The following is a 20,008-nucleotide window of genomic DNA, read 5'->3' as shown; positions in this document are numbered from 1 at the left end:
TGGCGATTTAACCTAAAAATAACTGATAGGCCCGGTTTTGACTTTCATCCCAATAGCGATAGCCGAGAGTATCGAGAAAAGCTTGCCATTGATTCATTTCATCGGGGGGGACTTGTATGCCCACGACGATGCGCCCGTAATCGGCCCCGTTATTGCGATAATGGAAAACGCTGATATTCCAGTGGGGACTCATGGAGGCGACAAATTTCATTAAAGCCCCCGGTCGTTCGGGAAACTCGAAGCGGTAAAATAATTCATGATCGGCTAAATGCGATCGCCCTCCCACCATGTGGCGCAGATGCAATTTAGTCAATTCATCATCGCTAATATCAAGGGTTTTAAAGCCGCAAGCTTCAAAACTCTCGGCTAATTTCTTGGCATCGCTGCGATTTTCGATCTGGGCGCCGACAAAAATATGTGCTTCTTTTTCATCGGCAATGCGATAACTAAATTCGGTTAAATTGCGTTTGCCGACACATTCGCAAAAACGCCGTAAACTGCCCGGTTGTTCGGGAATAGTCACAGCATACAACGCCTCGCGCCGTTCCCCTAATTCTGCCCTTTCCGCCACAAACCGCAGACGATCAAAGTTCATATTCGCCCCACAAGCCACAGCAACAAGCGTTTTATCCTCAATTCCCTCTCTTTCTACATAAGCTTTCGCTCCTGCTACCGCCAACGCCCCCGCAGGTTCTAAAATCGAGCGTGTATCTTGAAAAACATCCTTAATCGCCGCACAAATATCGTCCGTATCCACGAGGATAATCTCATCCACATACTGCTGACAGAGACGAAAAGTCTCCTCTCCCACCTCGCGCACCGCCACCCCATCGGCAAATAATCCCACTTGAGACAAACGCACCCGATAACCGGCTTTTAGGGATTGATTCATCGCGTCTGAGTCCACAGGTTCCACCCCGATAATTTTAATTTCTGGGCGTAAACGCTTGACATAGGCTGCAATACCTGATATTAGCCCACCGCCACCAATAGCGACAAAAATGGCCTCGATCGGTTGCTGATATTGTCGTAAAATTTCCATACCGATCGTACCCTGGCCAGCGATTACCTCCGGATCATCGAAGGGATGGATAAAAGTTAAGCCTTTTTCCGCTTCTAATTGTCGCGCGTAGGTGTAGGCATCATCGTAGGTGTCACCGTGCAGGACGACAATCCCACCCCGGGCTTTTACTGCGTCGATTTTGACTTGCGGAGTGGTGACAGGCATAACGATAATCGCTTGGGTTCCCAATTGCCGCGCTCCCAAAGCGACTCCCTGAGCATGATTTCCCGCCGAGGCAGCAATTACGCCTTTTTGTAACAAATCCCTTGACAAATGCGCCATTTTGTTGTAAGCACCGCGCAGTTTAAAAGAGAAAACCGACTGCATATCCTCGCGCTTGAGTAAAAGCTGATTGTGCAAGCGTTGGGAGAGATTGGGGGCAAGTTCCAAGGGGGTTTCTTGGGCGACATCGTAGACGCGTGCGGTGAGGATTTGAACCAGGTAATCGCAGTACATTATTCTTTTTTGGCGGTGGGGATTGGCGAGTCAGGCTAGGATACAGAATAGATCATCGTCAGTCCGGTTAGCAATAAAGAGCTATCAGCTGTCAGCCGTCAGCTTTTTGCTCTGTGTTCCCTACTTCCCACTTCCCACTGATGTAACCTCTCAATAACTGCTGGAAGCTGTCGCGAACAAAAATCAAGGTCGTGTAGGGGTTGCTATGAGGGAGAAAATCTGGTTTAACACAGATAGGAGGATTGCCACAGAGAGCCAAAGGAAAATTGAGAAAGCCCTCCGCCAAGAAGTAGATAGCTGACAAAACCTCGTAACGAACCACCCAACTGGAAGCCCAACTCAGAGAACAGAAAAAGCTCAAAGGCCGACCGAAGATAAGAGCCAGCCAACTCAACGAAAAAACCCCGGCGTTGCTTAATCAAGGTATGAATGCTAATTTTGCATATATCAAAAAGTCAGTTTGAGCCTGAGTTTTAAAAAATGTAGATGCAATGATTCATACCCAAAGTCAGCAACGCCGAGCATCTTTCAATTTGACAACGCCTAAACCCACAGCTTCAATCAATGTGCATGGTGCGTTCCCCAAAATTGATCGGTGGAGCAGTAGGAGCCACATTAGGGAACGCACCCTACGGCTGCGGCGCTCGGTGTGCATGGGCGTTGTTATGCTTTTCCAAATTCGATTTTGAATAAGGCAATTTTATGAATGAAATACCAAATATATTTCTCTTATAAATCTGCCTAGTTTGATTATATCTTTGCATCGCATTTCGCAGATCAAATTTAATGTCATTAATGAACTGGTCAGGAAAAGGTTCTCCAACAATATGCTTGGTATCTATATTGTTTTCCTTCCACAATCTAAATTGAGCTTGTTCTTGAGTGGCATGACGAAGATAATTGGAAAAACTAGCAGGCATTTCCGCCCCTTCAACTAGATAAAGCTTGGTTCGCAAAATTCTGACTATTTCTTTATGAAGATCAAAGAAATATTCATTCTTAAAAAAGGACTCAATTTCCTTCTTTTGCTCTTCACTTAGTGTATCATGAACCCCAGAGGCAGGACTAACAATATCTTCTTTTACATAGTATAACTCATCAATTTGATACACGAGATTGAAGAGTGGTCCATAGAATTCTTCAATCTGGCTTCTATAATGCTCCATTGTATGTTCAAGTCTCTTAGTATTGTCTTCTCTGATTTTAGTTAAGTAAAAGGTCAGTATTGAGCCTGCAAGTGCTAGTGTTCCAGCAATCAACGCAACAACAACTTCTGTCTTCATATTAAATAGATCTCGACATAATATTATCTTAAGACTAAAAGTCTTTCTAGTTCAGGAATCTAACAAAATAAAACTGCATAACTATATGTTATATGGAAACTTTCCATATCTCACACCAAATACACATTTTTTAAAAAATCTTTCCGTATATTACTCTCATAGCGATCACAAGAAGTTTTCCTATAAAATTACAAGTAACCGTGTTATGTCGAATTAAATTATTATAGGCGTTCTCAGATGTTTTGAAAATCCCAGAGGGTGGCCGATACAAAATTAAGTTATACTTCATCTTTATGAGAAACGATGCCATACTGGGAGCGAATTGGGGGGATTGATTACCATATTTAACTTCATTTGTCAAGAAATTCGCTCATTTTTAGGTGCGATCGCTTTTTACACGATTATTCCCGTTCCGATTGCCTGGCCTGATTTTGGCAGAATTGCCCGATGGATTCCCTTAGTGGGCTTATTTTTGGGTCTAATTCTGGTTTTGCTCGATATAACTCTAGCTGGTCTGGGAATGCCACTCTTAACTCGTGCGGTTGTCCTTGTGGGAGTTTGGGTTTATCTAACGGGAGGACTACACCTTGATGGAGTTAGTGACACGGCCGATGGTTTAGCTGTCACTGACCCCCAGCGTCGTTTAGCGGTCATGGCCGATAGTGTTACCGGGGCCTTTGGAGTCATGGCCGTGACTATGGTTTTGCTGCTAAAAATCGCCGCTTTGACCGATTTAAGCGATAATCGAGCCTTAGCTCTAATTTTAGCACCAATTTGGGGACGTTGGGGGCAAGTAATGGCGATCGCTCTTTATCCCTACCTCAAACCCACCGGTAAGGGAGCCTTTCATAAAGTGGCTTTTTGTCTGCCTTGGGACTGTGGGGGAGTAATTTGGGGGTTAATCGCCCTATTTGGCGGTCTAAGCTGGGGAATAATCGCCATTAGTGCCGGAATCGCCCTCGCTCTGCTTACTGGTTACTGGTTATATCGTCGTCTTCGCGGTCATACCGGCGATACCTACGGTGCGGTGGTAGAGTGGACAGAGGCTCTATTCTTGGCTTTTTTGACAATAATTAGCTAATTTTTGCCCTCCACGGCCCGTAAACGGGTTAATTTCAGGGTAAATTTTCCCCCACCGGTTTCTCCGAAAGCTCTCACCCGAATAATATATTTACCCGACTCGGTAATGCGTGCAAAGAGGAGAGCATTAGTGCCACCATCGGGACCATCGTCATTTTCCGCTACAGTGGAACCATCGTCGGCCAGGAGAATTAAAACTCCATCAAAGTTTTCCGATTTGAGATCGATGGCCACCTGATCGTCCTTGTCCAAATCTACGGTATAATCCCTAGCAAACCCCCCTCCCCCGTGGGAATATCTTTGTCGGTGAGAGTATCGTTAATTTCTTTATTGAGGATTAGGGGGACGGGATTATAGATTTTTTCTGCTCGCACCGGTAAAGATTGACCGCTTAACCAGAATAAAGTGAGCAAGACGCATAAACCAGAATAGCGACCAGTCAAAGGGAATCTTGTCATAGGGGCAGGTGTTCGTTTTCTCAATCTCCCTATTCTACAAAAAACTGATAACTATCAACAGTTCGACAAAATTAAATTCAGACTCCGGAAAGGGGGAACGCTGGAACTGCGGAACTGCGGAAGGGAAAAATATGTGTAATTAATTTTGCTTAGGTAGTTATTCCTTGTTGGTAAAACAAATAAAAAATCCCCCTTGAAGCGAGGGAGCAAGAGGGGAGATACAACCCGTTTAAGGTAATTAATAAAATCATTAAGTAGGTAGGTGTTAAAAGTTGTCAGACACCCCCCTTATCAAGGGGGGATTAAGGGGGATCGGCACCCCCCTTATCAAGGGGGGCAGGGGGGATCGAACCTAAAATCTATTTTTAATTTAATTATAACCAGCTACTTAATTGACAATATTTAAAAGAGATTAATTGAAAAATGAACTAGAAGTTAAAAACTTAAAGAGGGTCCTTCCGTGGGCAAAGAAGCTAAAGATTGAGTGATATGATAGGCTTGACCGCGATAGGTAACGGCTACCGGTTTCTGAATGGTTTGAACGACACCACGGTTTTTTAAATAGGGAACACCACGATAGCTTAAAATCATCGGACTGGAAGCAACGGTGGCAGTGGGATTTTTGTCGTAAGGAATGCTGCGATAGGTTAATTTCATAAGTACCTAGGCAAAATTATTTACACATGACGATCATTGCCCCGTAAGGGTTTTAGCTCGATCGGGCAGGTAATTAATTTTGCATGACTACTTAGCTGTCTCTGGAGATAAGTACCTAGGCAAAATTATTTACACATGACGATCATTGCCCCGTAAGGGTTTTAGCTCGATCGGGTAGGTAATTAATTTTGCATGACTACTTAATTAGTGAGTTAGTAATATCTCCATCCGCAGGGAAATTGATTCCAGAAAAGCTAAACTTTGTTCTGGGTAAATATCCTACCAAGAAGACCCCCGATAGCGCATTTCTCGACGCAGAGCATAACGACGGGCAAAATTGGGAACATCGCCCCGATGACCTAATAAAATGACCGTATCGCCTTGCTGTAGAATGGTGGAATGGTCGGGATGGGCGATGACACGACCATCAAATTGACGGACAGCAACGATAATAAAAGCCCCCTGTCCCCGCACTTCCATCTGACTGATGGGTTGTCCCAAAAAGGGCGAAGCGCTTAAAATCGAGTATTCTTCAAATTGCAGGTCGATATCGGCTAATAATTCGTTAAGATTGCGCCTACCTTCATCTTCCTGTAAAAAATCAATCGCAGCCGGATGGGTGATTAAATGGGCCATTCTCTCTGCTCCAATGGTAGCAGGTAAAACCACTTGATCGGCTCCAGCTAGTTTTAATTTTTTCTCGGTGCTGGGATATTCTCCCCTGGCGATGATGTATAGTTGCGGACTGAGTTCTCTTGCGGTTAAAGTGATGAAGACATTTAAGGCATCATCGGGCAACACCGTCGCTAAAACTCGCGCTTTGTCGATACCAGCTTTCTGGAGAATACTTTCATCGGTGGCGTTACCATTAAGAGTTATATAACCTTTTTCCTGAGCTAATCGGATGCGATCGGGGTTATTATCGACGATAATAAAGGATTGGGCTGTTTTTGCCAATTTAGTCGTTAGGATGCGTCCTATGCGCCCAAAACCGCAGATTATGACGTGATTTTCTAGGGATTCCATCTCTTTATTCATCCGGCGATCGCTAAAAGCTTTGTTAATTTCTCCCTCGGTGAGCATCTGAAAAAAACCTCCCACCACATAAACGGCCGAGGTGGTCCCACAGACGATAACTAACATGGTAAAAGCTCTCAGACTGGGAGTGTTAATCGGTTTAACTTCCCCGAAACCTACTCCAAATATGGTGATAATCACCATATAAACGGCATCGAGAAAACTCCAACCGTAGGCCATATAACCGATAGTTGCTCCGACTACCGTAGCGAGAAAAAAACTCGCACCGATGATGATCCTTTTCAGTGAACTTTGCATCGATTTCCGTGACCTGACAATCTAGCTATCAGCTTACAACTGTTTACTGTTTACTGATCACTGTTTACTGATCACTGTTTACTGTTTCACCGCGTTTTAATAAAGCTTGTCTTGCTTGTTTTTCATCTAACCAGTATTTCGGTAAAGCATACCGATGGGTGAAATGTAATATAGATATTTCTACATAATCCTCTCAGATTTGCCTGAGAAAATAACATTTCTCCCAGTTGCTTGGTTCCGATAAGGGAATTTACCGAGATGATCTTAAAATCAATGTTCGGCAGCAACTAAAGCAAGAAATAAAATTTGATCTAATGTCCGAGGGAGGGATGGGATTTTCTTCCCTCTTTTTTCTCCTCCTGTCTGCGAGTCTCCTCACCTAACGGAAGATTTTTTATTTTTGCAGGAGAGCTTTTTAACTGGCTGTTAACTTAGTCATAACTTGCATACTGTATAATCCCTATGTCAAGTGTCCGTAATAAAATTTAACCTAATCAAGGTCTGAGTATCAGTTTTGACTTTATTACTGAAAATATGAGTATTTCTCGCCGTAATTTCCTCACCTTTTTAACTGCCACTGCTGGTGTCTCTTTTTTCAGTCTGCAAGAGAAAAAATATTCCTCTCTGATTAGCAGTCCTGCGATCGCTACCAATAGTTTTGGCTTAAACTTTTCTCCAGTCAAACTGCCAATTCCCTTAAAAATTGACGGTATGAGCGATGAAAGCCAAAAAAATGCCTATCAAACCTATAAAGTCCTAGATGATCTCGTTCTTCCGCAAGGATTCACCTACGATGTGCTGGCCCAGTGGGGGGATGCAGTGGGTGATTCCCGTTTCGGTTATAACAATGATTATCTATCTTTTATCGAAACCAGTGCGGGTCAAGGTTATCTAACCGTTAATTTTGAATATATCAGTGGTCGTACTTGGCTACAAACCTTTGAAGAAGTGATTGGTAAAACCCTACCCGTCAAGGAAGTACGGGAAAAAACGAACGAAAAGGGTGAAATTGCCGCCTATCGCCTGCAAGATGCCAGCTTAAAGGCAAAAATCGAGGAAATATCCCTAGAAGGCTTAATTGATCAGGGAATTGGCGTAATTTCCCTGGCTAAAGATCAAACGGGAAAATGGCAACGTACCTATAGTAAAGCCGATCGCCGCATTACCGGTATTTCTGGACTAAAGGACGGCCGTTACCTGAAAGCGACCGGTCCTGCTGTAGCAATTTTTACCAAAACCGATAAACTTGGCTACGATGACGGATTAGGGGCAAAAATTATCGGAACATTTCAAAATTGCGCCGGGGGAACAACTCCCTGGGGAACCGTATTTAGTGCCGAGGAAAACTTTCAAGACCAAGTGACGGAGGTAGTGTTAAAAGATGGTTCCTCTTTGCATCCCGATACTACCCCCTTTATTCTCAATAGTGGGGAAGTGGATGGCCGGGGTAACGTCTTCGGGTTAGCGGGAAATAAATACGGTTGGATGGTGGAGGTGGATCCGGCCAATCCCGACGATTACGGCACAAAACACACTTGGTTAGGGCGTTTTCGCCATGAAGCGGTCGCTTTTCTCGCTCGGACGGGGCAACCCTTGGCGGTTTATTCAGGTTGCGATCGCAGAGGCGGTCATGTCTATAAATTCGTTTCGGAGGGCAAAATTAGCGATATTAAGCAGAAAAATAACTCAAAACTCCTAGAAAAAGGAATGCTCTACGGGGCCAAATTCAACGCCGATAAAACCGGTTATTGGATACCCTTAAATCCCGACACGGAGATAAATCCCGTCCTACCGAGTCAAATTGCCGCTAGTCGCGGGGATGGGGTAGTAGCTTTGCCGAATCCCGAAAGAACAGTCAATGAGACTAAATTACTGCTATTTAAGGACGATGAGGAGATTCTAGCCTACAAAGCTAAATATAAGACCCTCGCAGACCTGTATGAAGGTAATAGGACGGAAAAACAGGGGGCAATTCTCATCGATGCTCATTTTGCCGCTAACGCCGTTGGGGTCACTTGTACTGGTCGGCCGGAAGATACGGAAGTGGACGAGAATGGCACTTTATATATGACCTTTACCTCTGGTAGTCCCAGTGCAGCGGAGGGAGGAGCCGACAAGGAGATATTTAAGGGACCAAATGGCGAAATACCCTACGAATTTGGTTGGATTATCAGCTTAAGGGAAGATAACAACGATGCTGCTTCCTTAAGTTTTCGTTGGGATGTGGTCGCTTATGGAGGGGAACCGACAGAGAAAGGTGAGGGTTTTTCTAATCCCGATAACCTCGCTTTCGATAAACAGGGAAATCTCTGGATGGTTAGCGATATTTCCACGGGTGGGTTAAATCGAGAGATGAAAACGCGTTATCCCCAAGGGGTCCCGGTTAGTCAACGGGATTTATTGGGGATTTTTGGCAATAATAGTGCTTGGGTGTTTGCCAAGGATCAAGAGCATCCCTATCCTTTTGCTATCGCTCCCATGGATGCGGAATTAACGGGATTGTACTTTACTCCCGACCAAGAGACGTTATTTTTGGCAGTACAACATCCGGGAGAAGCGGGGGGAATTCGTCGGGATTTGGCCTTTGAAAACCGCAAATTTGCCCTGAAAACCACTAATGGGCAGGAATTTGAACAAATACGACAAGTACCACTAGGATCGAATTGGCCCAGTGGTCAAGTTAATCAACCTCCCCGGCCAGCAGTGGTGGCGATTCGGCGAATTGAGTCAAAATCTGGTTAATACATTTGTTTTAAATGGTCGGGTTCCTTTGGGGATTTCTGAAAAACAAAAAAGGGGTTTTAGCCCCTTTTTCCAGATTAGTTAGTTATTTTTTCGGCGATAACATCATCATCATGTTACGACCTTCTTTTTTTGGCGCTTGCTGTACCTCAGCCACATCCTCTAAATCCTTGGCCATGCGTGCCAGTAATTCTTCCGCTAGGTTAGAGTGTTGAATTTCCCGACCTCGGAAGGTAATCGTCGCTTTTACCTTATCTCCCGCTTTTAAAAAACGTTGCGCTTGGTTGACTCGCACGTTGTAGTCATGCTCATCAATTTTATAGCGCATTTTAACTTCTTTTATATCGGCTGTATGCTGTTTTTTCTTGGCTTCGCGGGCCTTTTTCTCCTGTTCAAACTTGTACTTGCCATAGTCCATAATCCGGCAAACGGGAGGACTTGCCGTTTCACTGACGAGGACGAGATCAAGTTCCTTTTCTTCGGCCACGCGCAAAGCTTCGGCAGGAGTAATAATGCCTAGCTGAGAGCCGTCGCTATCGATAACGCGGATTTCAGGAAAGCGGATTCTTTCGTTAATTTGGGGGAGATCGCGAGTAGTGCGTCTTTTATCTATCACAGGCGTTCTGGGTTATCTCTATTCTAGTTAGTTAATCGGGTGGAGTTTACAAAATGATTTACTTGTTATTCTACCTACTCGATCGAGTTTCTTGGCCAATTGTTAAGTTTTCTTGCAATGTTAATTTTTAGCCGCCGGTCATCAGCCGCCGGCCGTCAGCCAGATAAGCTGTTGTGCATAGGCCTTTTCAGACTAAGACCCTATACTCTCAGGAATCGATCGGTAAGGTGCGTTCCCCCTCGTTGCAGCAGGGAACGCACCCGACAAAATCTGCGGCATCGCACTACCTCTGTAAACCAATGTCTAGATTATAGTGGGACAGTATCAGGCGAAAGCTGAGAAGATTGTCCAGTATGGTTAAATGTCGCGCTGATGTTTTAATATTACCTATCGCCTAAAACTATGATTACTTATATTAAAATTCATGGCTTTAAATCCTTTCATAATTTTGAAATGGTATTCACGCCGCTTACTGTAGTTGCTGGGGTTAATGCTTCTGGTAAGAGTAATTTATTTGATGCTTTGCAATTGTTGACGCGGTTGGCAGAAGTGGATCTGAAGACGGCTTTTAGCGAGCAAAGAGGACATCCTAGCGAACTTTTTACCCAATATGATGAGGACGACTACGCCACGGAAATGGAATTTATAGTGGAAATGTTAGTCAATCGCAAGGTAAAAGATAATTGGGGTGGGGAAGTCGATCTTAAATATACAAGGTTGCGCTATCAATTAAAAATTAAACGAGAGTCTAATATAAGTGGATTTGAAAACTTGTATATTGTTGATGAATGTTTAGAAAATTTAAAGCACAATGAAGATAATTGGGTAAAAAATTATATTCCTAAGACAGTATTGGAAACTTGGCGACCAAAAGTAGTAACGGGTAGGAGAGCGATTCCTTATATTAAGACTGAAGATATTAATGGTATTGCTACCATTGTTGTACCTCAAGACGGTCAACAAGGAAATAAAAAAGTATTTCCCGCAAAAAACGCATCACAAACTGTTTTAAGCAGCATTAATACTATAGATTTTAAACATATATTAGCCGCCAAACAAGAAATGCTGAGTTGGAAGTTTATGCAGCTTAATCCCGAAGATCTGCGAGAACCTACGCGTCAAGATATGGGCATCAGAGATACAATAACAGCAAGCGGAAAGAATTTAGCCGCTGCTTTATTTCGCATCAAACAAGATGATGAATATACCCTCACAGCAATTTCCCGTGATCTCAATAATCTGCTACCGAATCTTACAGAAGTTAATGTTTATGATGACAAAGCAAATCGACAATTTATTATCAAGGTAAAAGGTGATGATGGTCGGGAGTTTTCTTCGAGAGTGCTTTCCGAAGGAACCCTACGTTTATTAACATTATGTGTCCTGCAATACGACCGACAACACACAGGATTACTGTGTTTTGAAGAGCCAGAAAATGGCATCCATCCTTTTCGTATTCAAGCAATGGCAAGATTATTAAAAGAGCTAACTGTCGATTTTGAAGATACTGAAATGCCTTTACGCCAAGTAATAGTGAACACTCATTCTCCAGTTCTGGTGAGTCAATTAATTAATTGGCAAGATGATGAAAATGTCAGCATTTGGCTTTCTCAACTTACCACTATAATATCCACTATTGAAGGGAAGCGAATTAAGATGAAAAGCAGTAATTTTCACCCTGTTATCAAAGAGAATAAAAAGCAATTAACCTTATTTTTCTCCGAAAATGAGGCCAAGCTAACTCTCTCGGAAGTTGTCGAATATCTAAAAACTGCTGATGCTGAAAGTGCGATTAAAAATATTAAAAATCAACAAAACCAATTAACGTAAATCAATTAAGATGGCAAAAAAAATCAAACAAATAATTATTGCCTTAGCTACAGAAGGCAGTTCCGATCATAGATTTTTACCGAATATTATTCAGCGCACTTTCGAGAGAGTTGCTTTTGACGATGAACAAGAAATAGAAATTTTTGAACCAATTTGTCTTCCACAAATCTCTGGCGAAAATATCCGAGAAAAAGCTAAAAAATACGCAATTCAAGCGGTGGAGAAGGGAGCAATGGTTTTGTGCTTCCATGCAGACGCAGATGATAAAACAGATGAAAACGCATTTAAGGAAAGAATTGATCCGGCTTTTAATGCTATTAAATCAGACGAGGGAGACTTATGCAAAAATTTAGTTGCTATCGTTCCAATACAAATGACTGAAGCTTGGATATTAGCAGACAAAGAATTACTAAAAAAAGAATTGTGTACAAATAAAAGTGATAGTGAGTTAGCAATCGATAAAGATCCCGAATCTTTTAGCAATCCGAAAGAAACGATTAAAAATGCCATCAATAAAGCCAGAGAAGGTATGACTAAACGGTATCGAAATAAACTAAAAATTGACGATTTATATTCACCGCTTGGTACAAAAATCCCATTGTCGAAATTAGAATCCTTGTCTTCCTACAAAAAATTTGAAAAGGCAGTACGAGATATTTTTCCACAATTAACGAAAGTCAACAATATAGAGGATAATCCTGATCAAACGTGAATAGGACCTTGCTAATAGCATTTTTCTAAAGTAATGGCAGAGATGGTTAATTGCCTTCAACCTCAATCCTTCTCCCAAAAAGGGAGAAAGGAGTAGAATGTCTGCCACGAATAAAGAAAAATGGCATAAGGTGCGTTCCCTGTCGTAGATTAGTTGCTTAGTCGGATTTGCAGCAAGAAACGGCATTGCTGAATCAAGGCATGAATGGCAACTGTACAGGTTCCCGTGCAAAAGTTAGTTTGGCTCTAGGTTTTAAAAATACCAGAAAAGAAGATTCATATCTCAAATCAGCAACGCCGATTTCTCTACACCACTTTTTTATACTAACTATTGATTAGGCGACTTACCATCTCTACCATTCGACATAGGTTTAAATTTTTAATCTCTTCCTGAATTTGATCGATTGAACTTTGAGAATCATCACTACAGTAAGCCAATTGAACTTTCTTTCCCTGCGGATCGGTTAATAGGGTGATCCAGTCTTGATCGCTCGACACCTGATAATCTATATAGATGCCTTGTCTATCTTTGGCGGGAGTGAATTTACATGAATAATAGTTATCCTGTTTACGTTTGTCCGATGCTTGTCTAGCCAACAAGTTTTCGATTAACAAACAATCGGATTCTTTATGTTGCTCGTCGTGACTATGCTTTATTTTGCCTATTTTGCTTAAATCCGCTTTCCTGTAAGTCTTGGAAACATAAGGATAAAGCTCCGCTTTAGAATCATACTGGATAGGTAAAATAATAAATCCTTTCTCCGCTTCCTTGTAGATCTCCTTTTCAGGAATATCGGCATTATAGGGAGTTAATAGGATAGCTTGTAATTTATATTTGAGTTTACTGGTGACATGATCGGCAATTTCTTGTTTTAAAATATCTCTAAAAGTTGTAATTTGTTCGATACCTGTACTCGTGGAATTTTTATTAGTTCCCTTCATCTCGATAATTGTCAGCAGAAGTAAGTCATTCTGAATAAAAAGAGATAAATAATCAGGTCTTTTCTGCTTTTGATTTCTAACGAGAGGATCCTTCTGACGATCAGTTTTAAATAAAATACAAACGGAATCTTTTTCTGGCTTGGTAATCCGAAAGCTGACACCGCTTTCGGGTGGAGCGATCCGATTGGGTACGGTACAGAAAATAAGCAAATTTTCTAAAAAGTTAAATTTTTGCCAATCGAGTTTATTCTTCTTCTGAGGAACATCCTTCTTCGGTTTCTTGGTTTTGTTGTCCTGCTTCATAAATTGCAAAAAACTTTTGTTGAATATCAACTGATACATCGCTGAGAGTATCCCAACGAATACCGTATTCAGGGTCGTGTAAAGAAAGTAATTTATTATTTTTATTTCATAGGCACTAACCTGTTCCATTTTAAGAAAACCTCGGCTATCTTGCAGATAAAGCAATTTAGCTTGTTCGGCTAAAAGTTCTGGATTTTGGTGATTACCATTAACGATATTGTTAAGATGAGCCATCAAATAGGGGCTATGAGTCGTCAATAAAATTCTAACTCCTAAATTTACTAAAATCGCTAAAGATTCTAACAATTTTACCTGAGATTCTGGATGTAAGTTCATTTCAGGCTCATCGATCACCAGAAAATCCCCCGATTTTGCTCGATAGCGCAAATAGAGTAAAAGCGGGGCTAATTGTTTAATAGACGAGGAAGCATTATAAAGATCGATCTCTAAACTTCTTTTTACCGAAACTTTAATTTCTCTGCCTCCGAATTTAGTCTTTTTAAAGATTGTTTTATTGTTATTTTGAATATACTTTTCAATTTGATCAGCTAATTTTTGAAAATCATTTTTGTTTTTGGCAATGGGATCGGGCTTATTTTCTAGTTCTATGTCAGTTAAAAAATCTAAAAAATCCTCTACTGGTTGAGGATAGCGAATATCTCCCTGTTCTTTCAGTAACTCTAACTGCTTATCTCGATTAATAAGTCCTTGTATCAATGGCTCTCGATTAATACGTCCTCGTATCAATCGCTCTCTCTGATTCTCTTTAAGTAGCTTATATCTTCTATTGGCCAGCATTTTATAGGTATTTATAAAAGCGTTTCTTTCGGCGGGTAAAGGAAGTATGTCAGAAAATGAAAATGTTACAACACCAGCAACAAAATCAAGAAGAACCATGTTTTTATAATCATAAATTTCAGCTTCTTTTTCTGGATAAAATAAAATCTCATTATTGTTGTCGCTTCGCTCGATTTTCTTGATTCCAAATGAAGCTAATGACTGGCGATACTCAATTATATGCGCTAAAACTTTTTCTATAGCTGTTTTAATATCATCTTCGGAAATTTCGATACTGAATTTCGTTTTTTCAAAAATCTTGCCGCTAGAATCTTGGAAAAAAGATTGTAGTTTTATCCCGCTAAATTCAGATGCGGACTTTTGAACAATTTCGGATATAACATCATAAAAACGTCGGTCTATTTTTAAAGACCAATGATCGGCTTGATTTGTAAATTCTATTTTTTCTAAAATTTCACTAGAAAAAAAAAGGCCGTCACGATGATTAATCCATAACCCATAAATCGAGTAGGCGATATAAGTTTTATTAGAATTATTCGGGCCAATAATAACGGTTAGAGGCCGAAGATCCACTTCTGCCTCTTTAATACTACCTAAATTCAAGAGTTTGATTTTCATCATAAAAACGAACACTCCGAATACAGACCCTTATTTTACCCGATTCGTACTCGCTTGCGCCGATTCTTTAGTTTTATCTTCAAACGCGACCTTGATCGAGAAACGAATAGCGATCGCTTTCTGAGAAAAGATCGATCGCCAACCGACAATCCAAAACGCTGTCATTACCTTTCTAAAGCAACAAGCTAGTGGTTAGCTGATCACTGAAAGCTCCTTAAATATCTAACCTTTGGTAGATGCTATTAAGATGATTTAGGTGCTGCTGGGGATCAAAGCAACTTTCGATCTCGTCGGGGGATAAAATACCGGTAACTCGCTCATCTTGGCTGATAAAAGCTTTAAAATTGCCGTTATCGGTGTTCCAAGCGCGATGGGCGTTTTCTTGGACGATTTTATAGGCAGATTCCCGGCTAATTCCCTTACTCACCAAAGTTAAAAGAACTCTTTGACTGAAAATCACACCACCGTAAACATTCATATTTCGCTTCATGTTTTCGGGATACACCAGCAGATTTTTGACTAAATCGGTGATTTCCTTGAGCATAAAGTGGGTCAAAATGCAAACATCTGGCAGCATTACCCGTTCTACGGAACTATGGGAAATATCTCTTTCGTGCCAGAGGGCGATATTTTCTAAAGCGGAAACGCTATGACTACGGATAATTCTCGCCATTCCCGTTAAGCGTTCTGAACGGATGGGATTACGTTTATGGGGCATAGCGGAGGAGCCTTTTTGTCCTTTGGAAAAGTATTCTTCCACTTCTAGGACATCAGTTCTTTGCAGGTTGCGAATCTCCACGGCAAAACGTTCGATCGAAGCCGCCAATAAAGCTAATTGTTGCACATAATCGGCGTGTCGATCGCGGGAGATCACTTGAGTGGAAGCGGTATCCGGTTCTAATCCTAGCTTCTGACAGGTTAACGCCTCAATTTTCGGGTCAATATTGGCATAGGTTCCCACTGCACCAGATATTTTACCGATGGCGATGTCTTGGCGCAAGCGAATTAAACGATCGCGTCCTCGCAGCACTTCCGCTAACCATCCCGCTAGTTTAAAGCCAAAGGTGATCGGTTCGGCGTGAATGCCGTGGGAACGTCCTACCATGACTGTATAACGGTGTTCTTGGGCGCGATAACGCAGGGCTTGGATAAAATCTTCTAATTGTTCTAAAATCAGGTTTAAACTGGCGACTAATTGTAAGGACAGGGCGGTATCTAGTACATCGGAACTGGTTAAACCCAAATGAATATAACGCCCCGGCTCGCCCACATATTCGTTAACATTTGTTAAAAAGGCGATGACATCGTGGCGCACTTCTGCTTCTATTTCTAAAATGCGATCGGGATCAAAATTAGCTTTTGCCTTAATTTCTTCTACTGCATCCCCCGGAATATAGCCTAATTCTGCCTGCGCTTCACAGACGGCTATCTCTACCTCTAGCCATGTTTGATATTTATATCTATCCGTCCACAAATTCCCCATCGCAGGGAGAGTATAACGCTCGATCACTATTAATTCTTCCAAGACAACCGTTTAATTGTATCGGATCGGGGCAAGTCCGGGAATAGGCAGGGGGCAGCGGGGAGTTTTGTTTTCCCCACTCCCTTTTTAGCGGTTAGTGTTTTAGGTTCGATCCCCCCTGCCCCCCTTGATAAGGGGGGTGCCGATCCCCCCTTAATCCCCCCTTGATAAGGGGGGTGCCGATCCCCCCTTAATCCCCCCTTGATAAGGGGGTGCCGATCCCCCTTAATCCCCCTTGATAAGGGGGGCATCTAATAGTTTTTAACGCCTACCTACTTATCTTGTTTAATTTAGCTTGAATTGAACCCCTACCCCTTGCTTCAACCCATGCTCGCATTTTACCCGGATTGTTCAATCCGTAAGGATCGACGAGTTTTTTAAATTCTAGTTGTAGCGGATTAATCTGTCTGCTGCCGCCATCTTCCATGATATAAGTGTGAGGATTGGCAATAGCTGCCCCCTGTTGTTCATAGATAGCAATAATCTCATTTAATCGAGTTTCTGTGGTAAATTCTAGCAAGGGAAGACCGGCGGGAATAACTTTACCCTGAAATTTCAAAAATTCTAGGTGCATCATTATTTCCTCACCAAAATAATTATAGAGTTTCTCCACCGTGGCTAGATTAAAATAAAAAGCCTGTAGATAAGTTATTTTGGGGTTAAAACTACGCGCATGGAGAGTGGTATGATTCCAAGTAAATTCTAAGATACTGTTGCCTTTTTGGGTTTCTTCTGGCGTTTTATAGTAGGTAAGTTCACCATTATATTCTTTAATTAAAGATTCTAATGCGACTCGATCGCTGTCCGATACTATTAACAAAACTGCCGCTTTTCCTGTGGGTAAATAATCCTTAAGAGCGATAAAATAAGCAGGAATTGGCCAAGAGTGAACACTAACCATTTTCTTGACAATGCCATCACTATCACTGAGAGCTTGACCGAATTTAGCGGCGGTGATAAAATCGGCAAAAGTAACGATAAATTCTGCCCAAGGATAACAGGGAGCGAGGGCTATTTCTAACTCGGTAATAATGCCATTTGTTCCGTAGGCATGATTGACTTTTTCTACCTCATCCCCCCGTAGTTCGATAATTTTTGGTTCCGCTTCTAGGGTGACTAACTGCACTGCTTGCAGATTGCCTCTATCCTTCAATTGTCCATAATTAATTGAACCCATGCCCACACTGCCACCCCCGATAAAACCGCCAATTGTCGCCGTCCGATAGGTAGAGGGAGCCATTCTTAATTCCCAACCGATTGCGCGAGCTTGTTTATCAAAAAATGCCATTTTTACTCCCGCTTCTACCCGGGCTGTACCCGGTTTGATCGAGATAATTTTTGTTAGTTTCGTTGTGTCTAAAATTACTCCCCCCCGCAAGGGAACACATTGACCATAATTACCTGTACCCGCACCTCTAACTGTTAAAGGAATTTGGTATTTAACGCAGGTTTTAGCGATGTCAATAACCTCTTGGCTATTCTGGGGACGAATGACTAAATCAGCCCGTTTATCTTGCAGTTGTGCCTCTAAAATGGGACTAAAATGATAATAATCTAAGGAAAGTTTCGCCACTTGCCCCGGATCGGTGATAATTTCTAGATGAGCCAATTCTTGGATGAGATTTTGATAGTTAGATTTCATGGTTAGGTAGGGTTTGCTGAAAAGGTATATTGGTGGGGTTAGGAGACAGGAGACAGGATTCAGGAGACAGGATTCAGGATTCAGGATTCAGGATTCAGGAGACAGGAGACAGGAGATTATTTTTATTTGTTCTCCCCATACCCCAATTCATAATTCATAATTCATAAGTAGGGAGGCACAATTATTTGTAGGATGGGTTAGCGGTAGCGTAACCCATGCGGGCGTTGGGTTTCATGCTTCAACCCAACCTACGTTCATCTTATATTTAATTCCACCCACCTACTTAATTCATAATTCCCTCACTTCCCCCCGCAACGCGCACGAAGTGGTCACCCCACACCCTACACCCCACACCCCACACCCCACACTCTACACCCCACACCCCAATCAGCGATCGCCAGATAAGGAAAAATTAAAAACCGATCCCCTAGGTGATCGGTTTTACTAAGAATTATAAACTTTTATTAACTTTGTTTGCTGAGAAACTGTTGAGCTTGTCTAATAGCGGCAGCGCCGATATTGAAGACAGCCCAGCCACCAGCAATAAACAAAGGGGTTAAAACGATTAACACTCTCCAGTCCATAGATTTCCTTCTCCTCGAGCGGTGCTTAAAAGATTGTTACTTGATTCTCATTTTATATTTATACCCTAATCCGCCCGTTTTGGGAATCCGGTATCAGTACCTTTTCCCCCATGAACGAGGGCAAGTTTAGCATAGCGCTCGGCGTGTTCGATCAACTCTTGAGCCTCCTGTGGCGACACTTCCCGGACGCGTTTAGCGGGAATACCCACCACTAAAGATCGCGGTGGTATATCTTTTGTCACAATACTACCCGCCCCGACAATACTACCCGCCCCGACGCGCACACCATCGAGAATCACTGCCCCAATGCCGATTAAACAACCGCGTTCAATATGGGCTGCGTGAATTACCGCCCGATGCCCGATGGTAACGTAATCTTCAAGGATAGTAATTTTGCCCGGATCTCCGTGTAGGATTGCCCCATCTTGGATATTAGTATAGGACCCAATTTCGATGCGTTCCACGTCGGCACGCAATACCGCCCCATACCAAACACTCACCCCCACAGCTAGGGAAATATCGCCCATTACCGTGGCATTAGGGGCGATAAAAGCCGCTTGACTGACATCGACAATCGGCCAGAAATTAGAAGTTGATCTTAAGTTATCTAAAGACATGGGAGGATCTGCACTAAAGTCGAAAGAGAATACCCGTCCAATTTGGTTGGGTATAATATGGGTAGGATTATTGGTACAAAGATAACAATTTTTAGTTTAGGTTCTCCCATGATCAATGCAAGTTTACAATACCCTGTTTTTGGACCCGATATCCATTGTCCTCACTGTCGGCAGCTAATCCCCGCCCTCACTTTGACGGATACCTATTTGTGTCCGCGCCATGGAGCTTTTGAAGCCGATCCCAAAACGGGTGAGTTGGTTCACTTGCAGTCAGGACGGCATTGGCGACTCTGGAATGGTGAGTGGTATCGTCAACACACTCACCCGGATGGTATTCGTTTTGAGATTCACGAAGCACTCGATCGTCTCTATACTCAAGGATTTAAAGCGACTAAAGTAATTATTGCCAACCGTTATCGCGATTTAGTTAGTTCCTACCTAGAACGTAACACCACTTGGCGCGGTAATGAACTGGGTGAAGCCACTATTCCCCGTCTCTACGGTTTACCAGTAGAATTTAGCCCCGATGCCCCCGATCAACCCTGTTGGGATGTAATTAACTTTGATCTGGAAAAAGAACCGGGGGTTCCCAAACGTTATCCCTATTTTCGTCTTTTTGATTAATCAGTTATCAGTTATCAGTTATCAGTTATCAGTTATCAGTTCAGTTATCAGTGATCAGTTATCAGTGATCAGTTATCAGTTATCAGTTATCAGTTATCAGTTATCAGTTATCAGTTATCAGTGATCA

At 42.3% G+C, this 20,008-nt stretch carries 18 protein-coding genes and 2 pseudogenes; 6 read left to right on the top strand and 14 right to left on the bottom strand.

The genetic code is table 11. The annotated features are described in order from the left end of the window. Nucleotides 1-7 precede the first annotated feature (7 nt). From ilvA to VL20_RS21990, 3 genes are all read right to left on the bottom strand, one after another. Nucleotides 8-1,519, bottom strand: coding sequence for a threonine ammonia-lyase, biosynthetic (ilvA, locus tag VL20_RS22000; RefSeq protein ID WP_052277802.1), 1,512 nt, complete (start codon nt 1,517-1,519; stop codon nt 8-10). Between the two features lie 91 nt (nt 1,520-1,610). Next, nucleotides 1,611-1,913 carry a hypothetical protein gene (locus VL20_RS21995; RefSeq protein WP_002757939.1) on the bottom strand — a complete coding sequence of 101 codons (303 nt, stop codon included), beginning with the start codon at nt 1,911-1,913 and terminating at the stop codon, nt 1,611-1,613. A gap of 235 nt (nt 1,914-2,148) precedes the next feature. Continuing rightward, nucleotides 2,149-2,802, bottom strand: a complete 654-nt coding sequence (locus VL20_RS21990) for a hypothetical protein (protein WP_052277801.1) — start codon at nt 2,800-2,802, stop codon at nt 2,149-2,151. A gap of 322 nt (nt 2,803-3,124) precedes the next feature. Here VL20_RS21990 and cobS point away from each other — a divergent pair, with 322 nt between their 5' ends. After that, nucleotides 3,125-3,883 carry an adenosylcobinamide-GDP ribazoletransferase gene (gene cobS, locus VL20_RS21985; protein ID WP_052277800.1) on the top strand — a complete coding sequence of 253 codons (759 nt, stop codon included), beginning with the start codon at nt 3,125-3,127 and terminating at the stop codon, nt 3,881-3,883. On the opposite strand, the pseudogene VL20_RS21980 reads toward cobS, so the two are convergent. From VL20_RS21980 to VL20_RS21970, 3 genes and pseudogenes are all read right to left on the bottom strand, one after another. After that, nucleotides 3,880-4,340, bottom strand: a pseudogene (locus VL20_RS21980) (PPC domain-containing protein). The gene cobS and the pseudogene VL20_RS21980 overlap by 4 nt on opposite strands. 435 nt (nt 4,341-4,775) lie before the next feature. Then, nucleotides 4,776-4,997, bottom strand: a complete 222-nt coding sequence (locus tag VL20_RS21975; protein WP_052277799.1) for a DUF4278 domain-containing protein — start codon at nt 4,995-4,997, stop codon at nt 4,776-4,778. A gap of 279 nt (nt 4,998-5,276) precedes the next feature. Beyond that, complete coding sequence (locus VL20_RS21970) at nt 5,277-6,332, bottom strand: potassium channel family protein (protein ID WP_052277798.1); 1,056 nt, start codon at nt 6,330-6,332, stop codon at nt 5,277-5,279. Between the two features lie 534 nt (nt 6,333-6,866). On the opposite strand from VL20_RS21970, the gene VL20_RS21965 reads away from it, so the two are divergent. After that, nucleotides 6,867-9,074 (top strand): PhoX family protein, encoded by a 2,208-nt coding sequence (locus VL20_RS21965; RefSeq protein ID WP_052277797.1) that lies wholly within the window; start codon nt 6,867-6,869, stop codon nt 9,072-9,074. 85 nt (nt 9,075-9,159) lie between these two features. On the opposite strand, the gene infC is transcribed toward VL20_RS21965, so the two are convergent. Beyond that, nucleotides 9,160-9,690, bottom strand: coding sequence for a translation initiation factor IF-3 (infC, locus tag VL20_RS21960; RefSeq protein WP_002736104.1), 531 nt, complete (start codon nt 9,688-9,690; stop codon nt 9,160-9,162). 402 nt (nt 9,691-10,092) lie between these two features. Here infC and VL20_RS21955 point away from each other — a divergent pair, with 402 nt between their 5' ends. Together VL20_RS21955 and VL20_RS21950 are read left to right on the top strand one after the other, a co-directional pair. Beyond that, nucleotides 10,093-11,520, top strand: coding sequence for an AAA family ATPase (locus tag VL20_RS21955; RefSeq protein ID WP_052277796.1), 1,428 nt, complete (start codon nt 10,093-10,095; stop codon nt 11,518-11,520). Nucleotides 11,521-11,530: 10 nt separating this feature from the next. Then, nucleotides 11,531-12,232 (top strand): DUF4276 family protein, encoded by a 702-nt coding sequence (locus tag VL20_RS21950; protein WP_052277795.1) that lies wholly within the window; start codon nt 11,531-11,533, stop codon nt 12,230-12,232. A 323-nt stretch (nt 12,233-12,555) separates the two neighbouring features. On the opposite strand, the gene VL20_RS33890 is transcribed toward VL20_RS21950, so the two are convergent. The 7 genes and pseudogenes from VL20_RS33890 to VL20_RS21915 form a co-directional block, all read right to left on the bottom strand. Beyond that, the gene (locus VL20_RS33890) at nt 12,556-13,476 is read right to left on the bottom strand and encodes a hypothetical protein (RefSeq protein ID WP_052277794.1); all 921 of its coding nucleotides are present in this window, start codon (nt 13,474-13,476) and stop codon (nt 12,556-12,558) included. Further along, nucleotides 13,418-14,895, bottom strand: a pseudogene (locus VL20_RS33885) (AAA family ATPase). The gene VL20_RS33890 and the pseudogene VL20_RS33885 overlap by 59 nt, the downstream one beginning before the upstream one ends. Nucleotides 14,896-14,922: 27 nt before the next feature. Continuing rightward, nucleotides 14,923-15,057, bottom strand: coding sequence for a hypothetical protein (locus VL20_RS33170; protein ID WP_256378293.1), 135 nt, complete (start codon nt 15,055-15,057; stop codon nt 14,923-14,925). A gap of 49 nt (nt 15,058-15,106) precedes the next feature. Then, nucleotides 15,107-16,402, bottom strand: a complete 1,296-nt coding sequence (gene purB / locus VL20_RS21935; protein ID WP_004268608.1) for an adenylosuccinate lyase — start codon at nt 16,400-16,402, stop codon at nt 15,107-15,109. A gap of 280 nt (nt 16,403-16,682) precedes the next feature. Further along, complete coding sequence (locus tag VL20_RS21925) at nt 16,683-18,056, bottom strand: FAD-binding oxidoreductase (RefSeq protein ID WP_052277792.1); 1,374 nt, start codon at nt 18,054-18,056, stop codon at nt 16,683-16,685. A 464-nt stretch (nt 18,057-18,520) separates the two neighbouring features. After that, nucleotides 18,521-18,640, bottom strand: a complete 120-nt coding sequence (locus VL20_RS21920; RefSeq protein ID WP_039900610.1) for a photosystem II protein Y — start codon at nt 18,638-18,640, stop codon at nt 18,521-18,523. Between the two features lie 65 nt (nt 18,641-18,705). After that, nucleotides 18,706-19,257: a gamma carbonic anhydrase family protein gene (locus VL20_RS21915; RefSeq protein WP_052277791.1), complete on the bottom strand. Its 552-nt coding sequence runs from the start codon at nt 19,255-19,257 to the stop codon at nt 18,706-18,708. Between the two features lie 108 nt (nt 19,258-19,365). On the opposite strand from VL20_RS21915, the gene VL20_RS21910 reads away from it, so the two are divergent. Beyond that, complete coding sequence (locus VL20_RS21910) at nt 19,366-19,881, top strand: TIGR02652 family protein (protein ID WP_052278543.1); 516 nt, start codon at nt 19,366-19,368, stop codon at nt 19,879-19,881. Next, nucleotides 19,874-20,005: a hypothetical protein gene (locus VL20_RS33165; RefSeq protein ID WP_284525886.1), complete on the top strand. Its 132-nt coding sequence runs from the start codon at nt 19,874-19,876 to the stop codon at nt 20,003-20,005. Before VL20_RS21910 ends, VL20_RS33165 begins: the two co-directional genes overlap by 8 nt. Nucleotides 20,006-20,008 lie beyond the last annotated feature (3 nt).

The sequence above is a fragment of the Microcystis panniformis FACHB-1757 genome, from assembly GCF_001264245.1.
Taxonomy (GTDB): Bacteria; Cyanobacteriota; Cyanobacteriia; order Cyanobacteriales; family Microcystaceae; genus Microcystis; species Microcystis panniformis.
Note: the sequence above shows the minus strand (reverse complement) of the source record. Positions and strands in the feature narration are given on the sequence as shown.